General features: G+C 71.2%; 20 protein-coding genes. 13 read left to right on the plus strand and 7 right to left on the minus strand.

The window, feature by feature from the left end:
* Positions 1-26 precede the first annotated feature (26 nt).
* The gene (locus ACWER9_RS10040; RefSeq protein ID WP_452301482.1) at positions 27-1,223 is read left to right on the plus strand and encodes an acyl-CoA dehydrogenase family protein; all 1,197 of its coding nucleotides are present in this window, start codon (positions 27-29) and stop codon (positions 1,221-1,223) included.
* Between the two features lie 336 nt (positions 1,224-1,559).
* Here the strand turns inward: ACWER9_RS10040 and ACWER9_RS10045 are convergent, their stop codons facing one another.
* Together ACWER9_RS10045 and ACWER9_RS10050 are read right to left on the minus strand one after the other, a co-directional pair.
* Positions 1,560-1,967 carry a CoA-binding protein gene (locus tag ACWER9_RS10045; protein WP_452301483.1) on the minus strand — a complete coding sequence of 136 codons (408 nt, stop codon included), beginning with the start codon at positions 1,965-1,967 and terminating at the stop codon, positions 1,560-1,562.
* A 19-nt stretch (positions 1,968-1,986) separates the two neighbouring features.
* A complete protein-coding gene (locus ACWER9_RS10050) occupies positions 1,987-3,033 on the minus strand; it encodes an Rv2578c family radical SAM protein (RefSeq protein ID WP_452301484.1) in 1,047 nt (348 codons plus the stop codon).
* A gap of 93 nt (positions 3,034-3,126) precedes the next feature.
* Here ACWER9_RS10050 and ACWER9_RS10055 point away from each other — a divergent pair, with 93 nt between their 5' ends.
* The gene (locus tag ACWER9_RS10055; RefSeq protein WP_452301485.1) at positions 3,127-3,546 is read left to right on the plus strand and encodes a thiol-disulfide oxidoreductase DCC family protein; all 420 of its coding nucleotides are present in this window, start codon (positions 3,127-3,129) and stop codon (positions 3,544-3,546) included.
* Here ACWER9_RS10055 and ACWER9_RS10060 read toward each other — a convergent pair.
* From ACWER9_RS10060 to trxA, 3 genes are all read right to left on the minus strand, one after another.
* Complete coding sequence (locus ACWER9_RS10060; RefSeq protein ID WP_452301486.1) at positions 3,510-4,508, minus strand: MFS transporter permease; 999 nt, start codon at positions 4,506-4,508, stop codon at positions 3,510-3,512. The genes ACWER9_RS10055 and ACWER9_RS10060 overlap by 37 nt on opposite strands.
* Entirely contained in the window at positions 4,505-4,945 is a 441-nt protein-coding gene (locus ACWER9_RS10065; RefSeq protein ID WP_452301487.1) for a hypothetical protein, read from the minus strand. The genes ACWER9_RS10060 and ACWER9_RS10065 overlap by 4 nt, the downstream gene beginning before the upstream one ends.
* Positions 4,946-5,098: 153 nt before the next feature.
* Positions 5,099-5,461: a thioredoxin gene (gene trxA / locus ACWER9_RS10070; protein WP_030329190.1), complete on the minus strand. Its 363-nt coding sequence runs from the start codon at positions 5,459-5,461 to the stop codon at positions 5,099-5,101.
* 548 nt (positions 5,462-6,009) lie between these two features.
* On the opposite strand from trxA, the gene ACWER9_RS10075 reads away from it, so the two are divergent.
* From ACWER9_RS10075 to ACWER9_RS10125, 11 genes are all read left to right on the plus strand, one after another.
* Positions 6,010-6,525, plus strand: a complete 516-nt coding sequence (locus ACWER9_RS10075; RefSeq protein ID WP_357352459.1) for a MaoC family dehydratase — start codon at positions 6,010-6,012, stop codon at positions 6,523-6,525.
* A 113-nt stretch (positions 6,526-6,638) separates the two neighbouring features.
* Positions 6,639-7,154, plus strand: coding sequence for a hypothetical protein (locus ACWER9_RS10080; RefSeq protein ID WP_452301488.1), 516 nt, complete (start codon positions 6,639-6,641; stop codon positions 7,152-7,154).
* A 51-nt stretch (positions 7,155-7,205) separates the two neighbouring features.
* A complete protein-coding gene (locus tag ACWER9_RS10085) occupies positions 7,206-7,829 on the plus strand; it encodes a TrmH family RNA methyltransferase (RefSeq protein WP_452301489.1) in 624 nt (207 codons plus the stop codon).
* Positions 7,830-7,908: 79 nt separating this feature from the next.
* Entirely contained in the window at positions 7,909-8,586 is a 678-nt protein-coding gene (locus ACWER9_RS10090; RefSeq protein WP_452301490.1) for a DUF6758 family protein, read from the plus strand.
* A 116-nt stretch (positions 8,587-8,702) separates the two neighbouring features.
* Positions 8,703-8,861, plus strand: coding sequence for a hypothetical protein (locus ACWER9_RS10095; RefSeq protein ID WP_007455302.1), 159 nt, complete (start codon positions 8,703-8,705; stop codon positions 8,859-8,861).
* A gap of 6 nt (positions 8,862-8,867) precedes the next feature.
* Positions 8,868-9,743, plus strand: a complete 876-nt coding sequence (locus tag ACWER9_RS10100) for a PH domain-containing protein (protein WP_088986474.1) — start codon at positions 8,868-8,870, stop codon at positions 9,741-9,743.
* A 103-nt stretch (positions 9,744-9,846) separates the two neighbouring features.
* Entirely contained in the window at positions 9,847-10,629 is a 783-nt protein-coding gene (locus tag ACWER9_RS10105) for a SigE family RNA polymerase sigma factor (RefSeq protein WP_452301491.1), read from the plus strand.
* On the plus strand, positions 10,626-11,888 hold the full coding sequence (locus tag ACWER9_RS10110) for a hypothetical protein (RefSeq protein WP_452301492.1): 1,263 nt from the start codon (positions 10,626-10,628) through the stop codon (positions 11,886-11,888). The genes ACWER9_RS10105 and ACWER9_RS10110 overlap by 4 nt, the downstream gene beginning before the upstream one ends.
* A 52-nt stretch (positions 11,889-11,940) precedes the next feature.
* Complete coding sequence (locus tag ACWER9_RS10115; RefSeq protein ID WP_452301493.1) at positions 11,941-12,813, plus strand: PHP domain-containing protein; 873 nt, start codon at positions 11,941-11,943, stop codon at positions 12,811-12,813.
* Positions 12,814-12,854: 41 nt separating this feature from the next.
* The gene (locus ACWER9_RS10120) at positions 12,855-13,469 is read left to right on the plus strand and encodes a MarC family protein (protein WP_238646462.1); all 615 of its coding nucleotides are present in this window, start codon (positions 12,855-12,857) and stop codon (positions 13,467-13,469) included.
* 13 nt (positions 13,470-13,482) lie between these two features.
* Positions 13,483-14,433 (plus strand): RecB family exonuclease, encoded by a 951-nt coding sequence (locus ACWER9_RS10125; protein WP_452301494.1) that lies wholly within the window; start codon positions 13,483-13,485, stop codon positions 14,431-14,433.
* Positions 14,434-14,452: 19 nt separating this feature from the next.
* On the opposite strand, the gene ACWER9_RS10130 is transcribed toward ACWER9_RS10125, so the two are convergent.
* Entirely contained in the window at positions 14,453-15,316 is an 864-nt protein-coding gene (locus ACWER9_RS10130; RefSeq protein ID WP_452301495.1) for an oxygenase MpaB family protein, read from the minus strand.
* A gap of 58 nt (positions 15,317-15,374) precedes the next feature.
* Positions 15,375-15,803 carry a Fur family transcriptional regulator gene (locus ACWER9_RS10135; RefSeq protein WP_452301496.1) on the minus strand — a complete coding sequence of 143 codons (429 nt, stop codon included), beginning with the start codon at positions 15,801-15,803 and terminating at the stop codon, positions 15,375-15,377.
* Between the last annotated feature and the right edge of the window lie 144 nt (positions 15,804-15,947).

Here is a 15,947-nt window from a genome sequence, read left to right on the forward strand (position 1 = left end):
TAGTGCGCGGATCCCCGGAGGCTGAGATGGCCAGACTCGCCCAGACGCCCGGCCTGACCGACGTGCAACAGTCGATCCTGGAGACCGTTCGGGACTTCGCCGACAAGGAGATCATCCCGCACGCGCAGCGGCTGGAACACGCCGACGAGTACCCCACCGACATCCTCGACGGCATGCGCGAGATGGGGCTGTTCGGCCTCACCATCGACGAGGAGTACGGCGGGCTCGGCGAATCACTTCTCACCTACGCGCTGGTGGTGGAGCAGCTGTCCCGGGGCTGGATGTCGATCTCCGGCATCGTCAACACCCACTTCATCGTGGCGTACCTGATCTCCCAGCACGGCTCCGCCGAGCAGAAGGCCCGCCTGCTGCCCAGGATGGCGACCGGCGAGGTGCGCGGCGCGTTCTCCATGTCGGAGCCGGAGACCGGCTCGGACGTCTCGGCGATCAAGTCCCGGGCCGTCCGCGACGGCGACAACTACGTGCTCAACGGGCAGAAGATGTGGCTCACCAACGGGGCGTACTCCTCGGTGGTGGCCACCCTGGTCAAGACCGACACCGGCGCCGAGTCCGTCTACGGCAACATGAGCACCTTCCTGCTGGAGAAGGAGCCCGGCTTCGGCGAGACCGCCCCCGGCCTCACCATTCCCGGCAAGATCGAAAAGATGGGCTACAAGGGCGTCGAGACCACCGAGATGGTGCTCGACGGCGTGACCGTGCCCGACTCCGCGATCCTCGGCGGCGCCGACCGGGTGGGTCGCGGCTTCTACCAGATGATGGACGGCATCGAGGTGGGCCGGGTCAACGTCGCCGCGCGCGCCTGCGGCATCTCCATCCGCGCCTTCGAGCTGGCGGTGAGCTACGCCCAGCAGCGCAAGACCTTCGGCCAGCCACTCGCCAAGCACCAGGCGATCGCCTTCAAGCTCGCCGAGATGGGCACGAAGATCGAGGCCGCGCACGCCCTCATGGTCAACGCCGCCCGGCTCAAGGACGCCGGCCAGCGCAACGACGTCGAGGCCGGGATGGCCAAGCTGCTCGCCTCGGAGTACTGCGCCGAGGTCGTCCAGGAAGCGTTCCGCATCCACGGCGGCTACGGCTACTCCAAGGAGTACGAGATCGAGCGGCTGATGCGCGAAGCCCCGTTCCTGCTCATCGGCGAAGGCACCTCAGAGATCCAGAAAACAATCATCTCCCGAGGCCTCCTCAAGGAATACAAGCTCTAACCCACCCGCCCCCGCCCGACGCCCTCGGCGCCGCCGCCCCGCCCCGGCGCCCCCCGCGACGCCCCATCGATCATGGAGTTGTGGTGGGGCACAGATGCGGCAGAAGTTCTGGAATCTGGCACCACAACTCCATGATCGACGCGAGGGCGTGCCTGGGCCGTGATCGACGCGTAGGCGGGTCGCCAGGCTGCCCATCCCTCCGCCGATCTTGCGCTTCCTGTTGCCTGATTGACCCTTATGCCGGTCTTATCGGGACAGTAAGTGCAAGATCGGCGAGGGCCTGGGCGGGGCGAGGGGGCGGGCGGGGCGAGGGGGCGGGCGGGTTGGGAGGGTTGGTCAGGGTTGGCGGGTCAGGTTGGCGGCGGCGCGTTCGACGATGAGGCAGCGGTCCTCGACGTAGTCCATGCCGGCCTCCTTGGCGATGCGCCGGGCCTCGGCCGACACGATGCCCAGTTGCAGCCAGACCGCAGGAGCGCCGATCGCCGCCGCGTCGCGGACCACCTGCACGGCGTCGGCTGCCGGCCGGAACACGTCCACCAGATCGACGGGATGCGGGATGTCGGCGAGGGTCTTGTAGGCCCGTTCCCCGAACAGTTCGTCGACCGTCGGGTTGACCGGGATGATGCGCCAGCCGTACTGCTGCATCTGCAACGGCACGCCGTGCGCGGCCTTGAATGGGTCGCGGGACGCGCCCACGACGGCGATCACGGCGGAGTCGGCGAGGATCTGCTGAGCGGTACGCACCCGCCGACTGTAGCTCCGACTACAGCAGCGTCAGCTGCTCGGCTGCCGCCGGTGGCGGTGGCTCGGGCAGGTTGCGGTTGTCGCCGCGCTCGCCACGGTGCATCCCGTGCCGGCGGGCGGCGATCCGCACCCGTGCGGTCACCTCCCGCTGGTACGCCTGCGGCGCGTACGCCCCGGCCCGGTACAGCTCGCGGTAACGGGGCACGAGGTGCGGGTGCTCGCGGGCGAGCCAGCCTGCGTACCACTCGCGGGCGCCGGGGCGCAGGTGCAGCGGCAGTGCGGTCACGCTTGTCGCCCCGGCGGCGGCGATCGCGGAGACGGTGGCCTCGACCGACTCGTCGCTGTCGCTGAGGCCGGGCAGGATCGGGGCCATCAGCACCCCGACGGAGATGCCGGCGTCGGTGAGCGCCCGGACGGCGTCCAGCCGGCGGCGTGGGTGTGGTGTGCCCGGCTCGACGGTGCGCCAGAGGTGCTCGTCGACGAACCCCACCGAGAAGGAGATGCCCACCGTGGTCACCTCGGCGGCCTCGCGCAGCAGCGGCAGGTCGCGCAGGATCAGCGTGCCCTTGGTGAGGATCGAGAACGGGTTGGCGAAGTCGCGTAGGGCGCCGATGATCTGCGGCATCAGTCGGTAACGACCCTCGGCCCGCTGGTAGCAGTCGACGTTGGTGCCCATCGCCACGTGCGCGCCCCGCCAGCGCGGCGCGGCCAGCTCTCGCCGGACCAGCTCGCCGGCGTTGACCTTGACGATCACCTTGCGGTCGAAGTCGGCACCTGCGTCGAGATCGAGATAAGTGTGCGTATTTCTCGCAAAACAGTATCGGCATGCATGAGTGCATCCTCGGTACGGGTTGATCGTCCACTCGAACGGAACGCGGGACTGCCCGGGCACCCGGTTGAGGATGGACTTGGCCCGCACCTCGTAGAAGGTCATCCCGGCGAACTCGGGAGTGTCGAAGGTGCGGGTGACGGCGCCGGGCAGCGCCAGCGGCAGGGGTGGCGTCGCTGGCGCTGCCCGCTCGGGGTCTCCCTCGACCGGGGGAGCGGTGAGGTTGTCCCAGCGCATGGCCACTATTCGAACACGTGTACGAGCATCGCGCAAGTGACCCGCCGTACACCGGTGGGCATCCGGGTGGTCGGAGGGGGAAGGATGGAGGCCATGGAGACGTCGACCTTCGTCTACGACGGGGACTGCGCGTTCTGCACGACCTGTGCGGAGTTCATCGAGCGCCGCATCCCCACCACCGCTCGGGTGGTGCCCTGGCAGTTCGCCGACCTGGACGCGCTCGGCCTCAGCGTGGCCGAGTGCGAGGAGGCCGTGCAGTGGGTCGGCGCGGACGGCGCGCGTGCGGCGGGCCCCGACGCCATCGCGAAGCTCCTCGCGGCAAGTGGCCCGCTCTGGCGGGTCGCCGGCGCCGGCCTGCGGTTTCCGCCGGTGCGTGTGGCGGCCTGGCCGCTGTACCGCTGGGTCGCGCGCAACCGGCACCGGCTTCCCGGGGGCACGGCGGCCTGCGCCCTGCCACAGGAGGCCCGGGAGCGGCTCTACGGCCCGAGCGGTCGCCCCACCACCGGAGCCTGACCGTCGAACGCCCGCTCCGCGCCGGAGCCCGCCGGAGCCTGACCGTCGAACGCCCGCTCCGCGCCGGTCGTCAGCGGGCCCTGGGTTGGCACCGGGTCGGCGTCCGTCGGCTCGGCTGGAGGAGCGCCGTCGGGACTGTCGCGGCGGACGAGCCGGCGGGTCCAGACCAGCGGGCGTACCCGCTCCAGCGGTAGAAAGCTGGTCATCGCGGCCAGGTGTGGCGCGAACGAGATCGTGATGGTCGCGATGGTGACCGCGTGGAACGAGTAGAAGAAGCCGACCATGGCGAGTCGCCAGCGGGGTGGCAGGAAGAAGACCACCGGGCTCAGCAGCTCGAACGCCACGATGCCGAACTGGGCGACGATCAGCAGGTACGGCACCTGGGCGATCAGGTCGGCCAGGTCGGTGCCGCGCCGGATGATCGCGCGGGCCAGGACCGAGCCGGTCAGCCAGTCCAGGCCGCCGAAGCGCAGCTTGGCGAAGGCGGCCAGGAAGTACGTGCAGATCACCGCGATCTGGGTGACGCGGAGGGCCCAGCCACCGGCCTCGGTGCGGGTGGGGTCGCCGTGCCGGGCGCGACCTGCGGTGGGCAGCACGGCCAGCGCGACGAGCAGCCCGAACCGGTCGTGATCGACCTTGCCGTAGCTCATCGCGATGATCATCCACTCCAGGTACAGCGCGCACACCGCCCAGCCGAGCAGCCGGGGCGCCCGTCCGGTAGCGGCGAGGAGGGCGAGCAGCAGCAACGCCCAGAAGATCACCGTCACCAGCGTCTCGGTCGGCGTCGGCAGTGGGAGCAGGCGGCCGACCAGGAGTGGCTGGTAGAGGTCGCCGGGCACGCTGACCCGGGTGCGTACCCAGGGAGTGAAGATCACCAGATCGGCGGCGACGAACAGGTAGATCAGGGTCCGGAACGCGGCCACCCGGCCCCGGGGCACGGCCTCGGTCAGCCAGCGGGTCATCGGGTCGCCTGCCAGCGGACGACGGTCTGGTCGGTGTGTTGGCCGGTGGGCCGGCCGGCGCGGATGCCGTGCCAGCGGATGACGATGCGGACCTCGACCAGCGCGGGTGCGTCCGGGTGGCGTTCGGCGTACGCGTCGGCGACCTCGGTGAGCAGCGTCGGGTCGGCCGCGTACCGGGCCTGCTGACCCTCGATCTCGGCGCGCCGGATGCCCGTCGCGTTCTGGTCGAGGTCGATCACCGCCCCGGAGCTGTTCACTCCCTCGACCCGGGTGTCGGGCGCGGGCGCGTTCGGCGGGTTGGAGGTGGAGTACATCCGGAACGGGCCGAACGGGAAGTCGTCGTCGCTGCCCCAGAAGGTGCCGCCGACGAGCAGGACGAGGCCGAGTGCGGTCGCGCCCAGCCGGGTCACGCGCCCGCGGGTGGTCAGGTTCTCCATCGGGTCGTGACGATACGGGATGTACCGGCTGTGTCGGGTCCCTCCGACGGCCACTCCGACCTGACCAGGAAGGTGATCATGCGAGAGTCGGCGGGGGTACGACGAAGGCCGGGCCCGCACCGGGCCCGGCCTCGCGTGTCGTCAGCTGACGACTCAGTGGTTGTGCTCGGCCAGCTGCTTGCGGACGTCGTCCATGTCCAGCGCCTCGACCTGCTCGATCAGGTTCTCCAGAGCGGACTCGGGGAGGGCGCCCGGCTGGGCGAAGACGATGACGCCGTCCCGGATCGCCATGATCGTCGGGATCGAGCGGATGTCGAACTTGGCGCCCAGCTCCTGCTGAGCCTCGGTGTCGACCTTGCCGAAGACGATGTTCTGGTGCTTCTCGGAGGAGCGCTCGTAGACCGGAGCGAACCGCTTGCACGGACCACACCAGTCGGCCCAGAAGTCGACCAGGACGATGCCGTCGTTGCCGGTCACCTCGTCGAAGTTCGCCGAGGTCAGCTCAACGGTTGCCATTGCACTCTCCGATCACCGCGGTTTGCGTACGTCCCGTAGAACCAGGGCTGACCGTATCGAATTCCCGGGTCGTGAGGCACGAAACGTGCTCGGGGCTGCCGCAGGGTGCTGCCGGTCATCGACACATGTCTGTTCACACCCGACCTGCGGAACGCACTTGCATCGCGCACTTGCGTGACCTGCGGTAATGGGAGCGTTTCCAGGGAGATCCACGCGATTGAGCACTACGAATCGGTAACTTGGGCATTGACAAGGAGGTATCCGGCCTGCGGAGATCGCTGATCAACCTTCGCTCTGTCACGGAGAGTAGTGTTACAAAAAGATAAATGTGACCGCGATCTCTGTTGAACCTACGCAGGCGTAGGGCAGAATTCCTCACATCAGAGCGTGGGCGGCGGGTGCCGGGGAGGGCCCCGCCGCTCATTGCGTCTCCCCCCGGGCGTGTGACAGGTGTGACATTTCCGCCGCCACCGCGCCCCGCCAGCCCCCTTAACCATCGGTAAGGCATGCTGTGCCGAACTCCATCGCCGCCCGTCGAAGGGACCAGCATGCAGTTCGGTCGCTACTACGAGGAGTTCGAGGTCGGCGCGGTCTACCGGCACTGGCCGGGCAAGACCGTGACCGAGTACGACGACCACCTCTTCTGCCTGCTCACCATGAACCACCACCCGCTGCACATGGACGCGCACTACGCCGCGACGGCCAGCCAGTTCAAGCGCAACGTCGTGGTCGGCAACTACATCTACTCGCTGCTGCTCGGCATGTCGGTGCCCGACGTGAGTGGAAAGGCGATCGCCAACCTGGAGGTCGAGTCACTGCGGCACGTCGCGCCGACCTTCCACGGCGACACGATCTACGGCGAGACGACGGTGCTGGACAAGCGGGAGTCCGGCTCGAAACCCGACCGGGGCGTGGTGTCGGTGGAGACCCGCGGCTACAACCAGGACGGCACGATGGTCTGCGTCTTCCGGCGCAAGGTCATGGTCCCCAAGCGGGAGTACGCGGCCACCGCGGTGCCCGACGGAGTGGATCCGGAGCGGCCCAGCTTTCCCGAGCCACGCTGACCGTCGCGGCGGGCTCGACCGACGACGAGCACCGGGCTCCGTCCCCACCGCGGGTCTGCTGGGGATGGGGCCCGGTTCCCGTCTCGGGGCATATGCTGACGCCGGAGGTTCCGATGAGCCACTCCGTCGAGGGAGAGCCGTCCGCTGCCGGCCGCCGAGGCGCGCCCGTGACCACCGCTGTCTACTCCGCCGCCGAATGGGACCTGCTCACCAGCCTGCCCGGTCGGGTCCTCGTGGCCGCCGCCGCACCCGGTCCGGGTCGGACGGAACGTGGGTTCATGGCGAGCCTGGCCGGGTTGGATGCCGTGGCCGCCGGCCGAGCCTCCGACAGTGATCTGGTCCGCGCGGTGGTCGCCACGATCTACGCCCGCCACGACGGCACCCCGCAACCCCCCGAGCGGCTCACCGACCTGGTTGACCTGCTGGCCGCCTGCCGGGCCGCGAGCCGGGTCCTGCGGCGGCGGGCCGACCCCGCCGACTCGGCCGCGTACCGCCAATGGGTGCAGTCGGTCGCGGGCCGGGTCTGCCGCGCGGTGCCCGGCGCCGGCGCGGGCCGGGTGGACCCACCGGCCAGTCCGGCGGACCGGCGTTTCCTGGACCGGCTCGGTGCCGCCCTCGACCTGGGTTGACCGGCAGGTCGTCGCGCCGGGCGTCGACGCGGTCCGTACCCTCTGATGACCGTGACCGACGACCAGCTCGAGGTGGGTGTGGGCCCCTGGCCGGGGGACCCGCCGGACGACAGCCGTTACGACCCGCAACTGCTGGCGGAGGGGGACCGACGCAACGTCGTCGACCGCTACCGCTACTGGCGGCACGACGCGATCGTCGCCGACCTGGACCGGCACCGACACGGTTTCCACGTCGCGATCGAGAACTGGCAGCACGACTTCAACATCGGCACGGTGGTGCGCAACGCCAACGCGTTCAACGCCGCCGAGGTGCACATCGTCGGACGGCGCCGGTGGAACCGGCGCGGCGCGATGGTGACCGATCGGTACCAGCACGTACGGCACCACGAGACGATCGAGGAGTTCGTCGCCTGGGCCGCCGAGCGGCGCCTGCCGGTGTTCGGCATCGACAACCTGCCCGGGTCGCGTCCGCTGGAGACCGGCACCCTGCCACGGGACTGCGTGCTGCTGTTCGGGCAGGAGGGGCCCGGCCTCTCCGAACCGGCCCGCGCCGCCTGCGACACGCTCTACTCCATCGCCCAGTACGGCTCGACCAGGTCGATCAACGCGGGCGTGGCAAGCGGAATCGCCATGCACACCTGGATTCGGGCGCACGCCGGCCCGCCGCCGGACTGACCCCCTTCCGGTGCCGAATCGGACGTTCCGGCTTGACGTGCCGGCGGTCCGGGGAGACGGTGGGGATGTGAGTGTCGCGGTGAGTTGTCCGAGATGCGGGGGCCCGGTAAGGGCGCCGGATCTGATGCACACCGACTCCAGGTGCGTGCGCTGCGGCCCGGTGCCGCCGTTGCACGTGCCCGAGCACATCGGAGCGGAGATCGTGGCGAGCGTGGTGGAGCGGATCACCGCGACCGCCGACCCGCCGGTGACTCCGCTGTGGTGCCCGTGGCCGCTGCCACCGGGTTGGACACTCACCGGCGTGGCGTACGCCGGTGACGACCGGACGGGTGTGCGGGCGACCGCGGTGGCTTGCGCGGGCCCGGCGCCACTCGGTGGTGGTCCGGCCGATCTGGTCTTCGTGGCCGAGGAACCCGGCGTGGGCCTGGGCACCCGGCTCGCCGGACTGGCCGGCCCGGATCCGGGGCCGGAGTTGGTCGACGCGCTGACCGACCCCGGGCCCGGCCACCCTGACCACGTCGGACAGGCGAAGATCAAGGTCGGCGGGCACCCCACTCCACTGTGGGTGGTGAATTCCCCGACGGATCGAAGCGCGTACGCGGGCGAAGCTCGGGGAATGTGGCTCCATGCGATAGCCTGGCCGGCGAGTGCGGGTCACCTGCTCGCGGAAGATGTCGTGCTACACGATCTGACCGAGTGGGTGCCGCCCGAGCTCGTGTACGGCGCACCGTCCCCGTACTTACCCGGGAGACCTTGACAAGTCTGCCGGTTTGACGGAGAACGGACGCAGATATTCACTGTACGACACCACACTGATACTCTGGGTGCCGCTGCGGTAATGGGACCCGGCGCCGCGCGAGAGGATGGCCCGCCATGGTCAAGAAGGTCCTCACCTGGGCCGGAATCGCATTCTTGATCTTCTTCGTCGCCTACCGGCCAAACTCGGCGGCGGACGTGTTCAAGTCGCTCGGCGGCGGGATCATGGATATCGCCCAGGGGTTCGGCGACTTCTTCACAAGCCTCGTCGCCTAGCCGCCGATGGGCAGCCCCTCCGGTCCACCCTTCGACCCGGACGACCCCGACCGGGAGCGCCGCGAGCGTGACACCGAGCCGATCCCGCGGATCGGGCCCGACGACGGCCCGGGCTACGGGGCCGGTCCCGGCCTCTCCGACGGTCCGTCCCTTTCGGACGATGTCGGTTATGGCGACGGGCCCGGCTATGCCGGTCAGGGTCGTTCCGGTCGGGGGTGGATCCGTGATCCGGAGGCCAGTTACCAGCCGCCGCAGATCTCCGAGGACGAGCTGGCCGGGTTGCGCGCCGACGCGACCGGCTCGACCCCTCGACGTGTGCTGCCACTCGAGGACGAGCCCAGCTCGCTTGTGGCTCGCTACCTATTCCCCACCGAGCGCTACCGGGGCGAGTGGAAGCGGCACTGGATCCACCTCACCAACCCGCTGTTGATCGGCATCGCGGCGACCTTCGTGCTCGGCTACCTCTCCGGCTTCCTCGCCGGCCAGGACGTCGGCGCGTTGACCACCATCGCCGTGCTGCTCTGGTTCGCGGTGATGGGCTGGGTGGCGTGGAAGGTCGCCGACTGGTGGTACGACCGGTTCATCCTGACCAACAAGCGGGTCATGGTGGTCAACGGCATCGTCACCCGCAAGGTGGCGATGATGCCGCTGGTCCGGGTCACCGACATGAAGTACGAGCAGACCCCGACCGGCCGGGCGCTCAACTACGGCACGTTCGTGCTGGAGTCCGCCGGCCAGGAGCAGGCCCTCCGGGAGATCAAGAACCTGCCCAACCCGAACGAGCTCTACCTGCGCGTCGTCGAGGAGATGTACGAGCCGCAGGCGGTCGAGGCGCGGCTCGGCAAGGAGGCCGACGAGGCCAAGGCCGACGACGGGGCGTGAAAGTTTTCGACCGAACATCGGAGCAAGTGCGCACCTTTCGTCATGGACCAGAGCGCCCCTGACGTGGCACTCTGCCAGGACGGCAGGGGTGTGGAGGTGGGCGGTGGCGAGCAAGGACTCGTTGGAGGAGCAGTTCCGCGAGTTCGTCGCGGCCCGCTCCGCCGCGCTCCTACGCACCGCTTACCTGCTCACCGGAGACTGGGCCACGGCCGAGGATCTGCTCCAGACGGCGCTGACCAAGACCTACCTCGCGTGGAAGCGGCTCGGCGGGATCGAGGCCGTCGAGCCGTACGCCAGACGTGTGATGGTCAACACGTCGACCAGCTGGTGGCGGCGGCGTTGGCACGGCGAGCGCCCGACCGAGGTGCTGCCCGAGCGGGCCGGTGTCGACGAGATCGAGCAGCAGCTCGACCGTGACCTGCTCTGGCGGCACCTTCGGGAACTGCCCAACCGGCAGCGGGCGGTGCTGGTGCTGCGCTACTACGAGGACATGTCGGAGGCGCAGACCGCCGCGATGCTTGACATCTCACCGGGCACGGTGAAGAGCCAGACGTCGCGGGCACTGGCCACGCTGCGTCGGCGACTGGGCGCGGACGCATCGGACCTCGCCGCCGCGGCCGGCATCTCCGGCCGGTCGCCCGCTGCCGCCGGTGCAGGGTCCGCGCCCGGTGCCTCCGACCGGACGACGGGTTCCGGCTCCCGGACCGGACGGGTCCCGGTCCCTGGTGTCGCTGCCACACCCGCGCCGGGGCGGGCGGCTGGCCGACCCGTACCCCGCCCGGCCGCTCCGCGTCCCGCCGTGGCGCGCGCGATCACCCCGCAGGTCGTGCTGCCCACCGTCCCGGCGGCCGTGCCCGTCGGCACCGGCTCCGGTGAGCAGCAGTGAGCAGGTTCCCGAGCCGGCACGACAACCTGACGGACGGCCCGCCGCGTTCCTATCAGGTGCGGCCTGACGACCTGGAAGGTGCGGTGCGGGAGACTCTCTCGCACCAGGTCGCTGTCGCCCGGCCACTGGGCGTCGATCCTGCCGGCCAGGCCATTCGCCGGGCGAACCGGATCCGGCGTCGACGCACGGCAGCCGGTCTCGCCCTCGCGGCGGTCACCACCGTGGCACTCAGCGCCGGAATGGCCCAGCTCGGTGCCGAGACCCGGCGGGACGGGTCACCCATCGTGGTGATCGGTGACCCGGACCCGACCAGCCGGCCGTTTCCGACGGCCAGCGTGCCAGTCCCCGGCCCCGCACCCGTGACGTCGGCCCCTCCGCTTGTCGGCGCGACGCTTGTCAACGCCGACGGGCGGCGGTTGGTGCTGCCCGACGTCGGGCCGGCCGAACAGGCGCAGCCCCTGCCCAACGGCGGCGGTTGGCTGGTGGTCGGCGCGCGGAGCATCGCGGGGCGCTCCCTGTGGGTGGTGCAGAACGACGGCCTGGTGCAGGTGCTGCTGGCCGGGGCGGGTGCGATCGTGCTGGCCCCGGACAGCCTCCAGGTCGCCTGGCGCGACGGAGACGATCTGCTGGTGGCGGGCGTGGTCGGCACCCAACTCATCGGGGCGGTGCGTACCCCCGTCCCGGCGGCGGCGGAGCCCGTCCGGTTCGTCGCCGACAGCGTGCTGGTCCGACTCGACCCGGCCGGCGCCGGTCACACCCTGTGGCGGCCCGGTGCGGGGCCGTTGCCGGAGGCCCTCGACCAGAACAGCCTCAACATCTACGGGCGGCTGCCCGACGGGCGGCTCGTGGGCCAGGTCGCCGCGACCGATCCGGGCCGGACCTGCCTCGCCGTCCTCACCCCGACCCGGCACCTGGACCCGGTACGCACCGGCTGCGGTCCCGACCTCAGCCAGGACGGCGTGGGCGAGGTCTCCCCGGACGGGCGGTGGCTGCTGGTGAACGGCGTGATCGGCAAGGCCGGCCGAGCCCTGCTTGTCGACCTGCAGCGGCTCGGGCCGGGTGCGACCGCCGTCGCGGCCGGGCCGCCGGTGACCGGAGCGATCATCTGGAGCGACAGGACGAACGCCTCCTACCTCGACGAGACCGGCGAGCTGGTCCAGGTCGACGTTCGCCAGGTCCGGGTGGGAGAGCCGGCCAGCCCCGCCGCGGTGCCGGGCCTGCCAGCCGGAGACCGGCCGATCCTGGTCAAGGGGCTCTGAGCCCAGCGGCCTAGGTGAGCCGGGCTCGCGGTTTTCTCGGTAGCGTCGGGCGGTGACCTCGCGTACCGGACCCGCCCCCCGAATCGACCTGCACACCCACTCGACGGCAAGCGACGGGACGCTGACCCCGGTCGAGCTGGTCGGCGCGGCCGTCGACGCCGGGCTGGACGTGCTGGCGATCACCGACCACGACACCACCGCCGGCTGGGCGCCCGCCGTGGGCGCACTACCGCCAGGTCTGCGTCTGGTCCGCGGCGCGGAGCTGTCCTGTCGCTGGTCCGGCGCGCAGCCGGCGGTGCCGCTGCACCTGCTGGCGTACCTGTTCGACCCGGACCACCCGGAGCTGGTGGCCGAGCTGGCTCGGGTCCGGGTCGCCCGGGAGGAGCGCGGCGAACGGATGGTCGCCCTCCTGCGCGCCGACGGCATCGACGTGAACTGGCCGGACATCCTGGCCGGCGCGGGTGGCGGAACCGTGGGGCGCCCGCACCTCGCGCAGGCCCTCATCCGCGCCGGCCTGGTCGACAGCGTCCGGGAGGCGTTCGGCCCGGACTGGCTTGGCGAGCGGTACCGGCTGCCCAAGGAGGACATCGACGTGTTCCGGGCCGTCCGACTGGTCCGGGCGGCCGGCGGCGTGCCGGTCTTCGCCCACCCGCGAGCCACCCGACGTGGCCGGGTGGTGCCCGACGAGTTGATCGCCGAGCTGGCCGCCGCCGGGCTCGCCGGGCTCGAGGTCGACCACGAGGACCACAGCCCGGCCGAGCGGGAACACGTACGCGCGCTCGCCGCCGAGCTGGGTCTGCTCGTCACCGGCTCCTCGGATTTCCACGGCACCCACAAGACCGTTCAGCTGGGTGCTTTCAGCACCAGCGTCGAGGCGTACGAGCGGATCGTCGCCGACGGGGTGACCGAGGTCGCTTCGGGGTGATCCGGGTATTTCGTCCATCGCCGCGCGGCTAGGTTGATCACGTGGATCTGAAGTTGTTCGGCGAGGTTTTCGTGACCCTGCTGGTGATCACTGACCCGCCGGGCATGATGCCGATCTTCCTGGCACTGACCGGCCCGTTGCCCGCCCGCGACCGTAACCGGGCCGCCTGGCAGGCAGTCACGCTGGCATTGGGCGTCATCGTGGTCTTCGCGGTGGCGGGGCAGACCCTGCTCGACTACCTGCACGTGGACCTCCCGGCCTTGCAGGCGGCCGGCGGGCTGCTGCTCGTGCTCGTCGCCCTGGAGTTGCTCACCGGCAAGACCGACGGCCCCAGCTCGGATGCCACCTCGAACATCGCACTGGTGCCGCTGGGCACCCCACTGCTGGCGGGACCGGGCGCCATCGTGGCCACCATGCTCTTCGTCCAGCAGGCCGACGGGCTTGCGGACTTCACCGCCATCGCCGTGGCGATCCTCGCCGTGATGCTCGCCGTCTGGATCGTCCTGCGCTTCTCCGGGGGCATCGTCAAGATCCTGCGTCCCGGCGGCATCGAGGTCCTGACCAGGATCGCCGGTCTGCTGCTGGCCGCGATCGCCGTGCAACTCATCGCCGACGCGGTGTTCGCCTTCGTCACGCAGTACGTCAACATGACCTGACGGCACGCGCGCGATGTCGGGGGCGGATGGCAGGATCGCAGGCGTGCGACGATCCTCATCAGCGGGGCGGCCCGCCGCCGGCGGCCGTGCCCCCCGGCAGCGCGCAGGCGACGCCGAGCAACTCGGCTTCGAGGGCATGCCCGAGCGGCTGTTCGTCTGCACCCCCAGCAAGCTCGGCGCGTACACGGACTGCCCGCGTCGCTACCGCTACTCCTACGTCGATCGACCCGCCCCACCCAAGGGCCCGCCGTGGGCGCACAACTCGCTCGGCGCCAGCGTGCACACCGCCCTGAAGAACTGGTATGCGCTGCCCGCCGACCGGCGGCGCCCCGAGGCGCTCGCCACGCTGCTCAAGGGCACCTGGGTCCGCGAGGGCTACCGCGACGACGAGCAGGAGCGGGCCGCTTACCGGCGGGCGTTGGGGTGGCTTGAGGCGTACGTCGAGACGCTGGAGCCGGATTCCGACCCGCTCGGCGTGGAGCGGGTGGTGGCGGTCAAGACCGCGGTGCTGGCGTTCAACGGTCGCGCCGACCGGATCGACTCGCGCCCCGGGCCGGACGGGCCGGAGCTGGTCATCGTCGACTACAAGACCGGTCGCACCGGGCTCGACACGGACGACGCCCGAGGCTCGCAGGCGCTGGCGCTCTACGCGTACGCCGCCGAGCGGGTGTTCCGTCGCCCGTGCCGCCGGGTGGAGCTGCACCACCTGCCGACCGGCACGGTCGCCGGCCACGACCACACGGTCGAGTCGCTGGCCCGGCAACTGACCCGCGCGGAAGAGACGGCCCGCGACATCATGGCCGCCGAACGGGCGGTCGCCGACGGTGCCGACGCGGACGAGGCCTTCCCGGTGGCACCCGGCCCACGCTGCGGCTGGTGCGACTTCCGGCGGCACTGCCCGACGGGTGCCCAGGCTCCGGGCAAGGAGCCGTGGGCGGCGATGGACCGGCCCGCCGACGGTTGATCCCCGGCCGAGGGGCAGGTCAGCCGGTCAGCGTGGCGGCGGCGTGCCGCGCGGCCCGCTCCTTGGCCGCCTGGATCAACGGCCCCTCCAGGTAACGCCGGGGAACGGCGGCGAGGGCGAGCCGCAGCGCGCGCACGGTCAGGTCCGCCGACAGTGCGGTGGTCGGCAGACCGATGCCCCCGTACATCCGGTGGGCCCACGCCGGCAGCAGCGCGAACGCGGTGCCGGCGATCCCCAGGTACGCCCAGCGTGGCGGGCCCAGCGTGAGCCCCAACCGGACCGGCAGGCTGAGCTTCCACGGCAGCGGCGGGGCGGTGAGGAACACCGCCGTCTCGGCAGCCTCCCGGGTCATCCGCAACTCTGGCCGTACGGCCCGGTAGTAGTCCGCGACCTCGGCGGCGGTGCCCGGGACGGTGGTCGGGTCCAGGCCGACCAGGGCGGCGGCGCGGCGCTGCTCGGCGTAGTAACCGTCCACCTCGTCGTCGCTCAGCGGCAGGCCGGCGCGGCGGGCCGTGCTCAGGAACGACTCGACCTCGGTCACGTGCACCCAGCGCAGCAGGTCCGGTTCGTCGATCCGGAACTCCTCGCCGGTGAGCGTGTCGGTGGCTCGCAGCCGGTCGTGCAGGCGGCGTAGTCGGGCTCCGGCGGCCTCCGCCTCGGCGGTGGTTCCGTAGACGGTGGTCGCCACGTAGGTGGCGGTGCGGACCAGTCGGCCCCAGGCGTCGGTGCGGTAGTTGCTGTTCTGCGCGACCCCGGCCATGGCCCGGGGGTGCAACGCCTGGAGGTAGAGCGAGCGCAGGCCGGCGACGATCAGGATCGGCTCCTCGTGCACCTTCCACGTGACCGAACCCGGACCGAACAGGCCGAGGTCATCGGAGTCCACCGCCCAAGAGTGCCACGGTCGGGCCGACCTCGCCGGTGACAGGTCGCGGTGCCGGCGATCAGACGTCGGCGGAGCGGCGGGCCCGGCAGCTCGGGCAGAGACCCCAGAAGGTCACCTCGGCCTCGTCCACCTCGAACCCGTGCGCGGTGTTCGGCTCCAGGCACGGTGCGCTGCCCACCGCGCAGTCGATGTCGGCGATCTCGCCGCAGCCCCGGCAGACCACGTGGTGGTGGTTGTCGCCCACACGCGCCTCGTAGCGGGCGGGACTGCCCGCCGGCTCGATCCGGCGCGACAGCCCGGCCCGGGACAGCGCGCCCAGCACGTCGTACACCGCCTGGGTGGAGACCGAGTCGAGGCGTTCGCGAACCCGGCGGGTGATCTCGTCGACCTCCAGGTGGCCACCGCCGGACAGCACGTCGAGCACCGCGAGGCGCGGCCGCGTGACCCGCAGGCCCTTCGACCGCAGCAACTCCTCCGCACCTGACATTCGCCAATGACAGCACGCCCGCTGAGCATCGACAACCGTCGCCCGCTCCGGGTGGCCACCGACACAGCCCGGCAAGATCGGGAGTACGGCCCAGAGGGGTGAACCTGATCGACGCGGCGCGCGTGTGTCCGGTCGAGAGCCTGG

The organism is Micromonospora sp. NPDC003944, assembly GCF_053605225.1.

Bases quoted from the DNA above. Each gene is read 5' to 3' on its own strand.
- ACWER9_RS10125 (WP_452301494.1), top strand. From the start codon at position 13,483: ATGTCGGGGGCGGATGGCAGGATCGCAGGCGTGCGACGATCCTCATCA.
- ACWER9_RS10135 (WP_452301496.1), bottom strand. From the start codon at position 15,803: ATGTCAGGTGCGGAGGAGTTGCTGCGGTCGAAGGGCCTGCGGGTCACG.
- ACWER9_RS10055 (WP_452301485.1), top strand. From the start codon at position 3,127: ATGGAGACGTCGACCTTCGTCTACGACGGGGACTGCGCGTTCTGCACG.
- ACWER9_RS10065 (WP_452301487.1), bottom strand. From the start codon at position 4,945: ATGGAGAACCTGACCACCCGCGGGCGCGTGACCCGGCTGGGCGCGACC.
- ACWER9_RS10080 (WP_452301488.1), top strand. From the start codon at position 6,639: ATGAGCCACTCCGTCGAGGGAGAGCCGTCCGCTGCCGGCCGCCGAGGC.
- ACWER9_RS10075 (WP_357352459.1), top strand. From the start codon at position 6,010: ATGCAGTTCGGTCGCTACTACGAGGAGTTCGAGGTCGGCGCGGTCTAC.
- ACWER9_RS10040 (WP_452301482.1), top strand. From the start codon at position 27: ATGGCCAGACTCGCCCAGACGCCCGGCCTGACCGACGTGCAACAGTCG.
- ACWER9_RS10060 (WP_452301486.1), bottom strand. From the start codon at position 4,508: ATGACCCGCTGGCTGACCGAGGCCGTGCCCCGGGGCCGGGTGGCCGCG.
- ACWER9_RS10095 (WP_007455302.1), top strand. From the start codon at position 8,703: ATGGTCAAGAAGGTCCTCACCTGGGCCGGAATCGCATTCTTGATCTTC.
- trxA (WP_030329190.1), bottom strand. From the start codon at position 5,461: ATGGCAACCGTTGAGCTGACCTCGGCGAACTTCGACGAGGTGACCGGC.
- ACWER9_RS10100 (WP_088986474.1), top strand. From the start codon at position 8,868: ATGGGCAGCCCCTCCGGTCCACCCTTCGACCCGGACGACCCCGACCGG.
- ACWER9_RS10050 (WP_452301484.1), bottom strand. From the start codon at position 3,033: ATGCGCTGGGACAACCTCACCGCTCCCCCGGTCGAGGGAGACCCCGAG.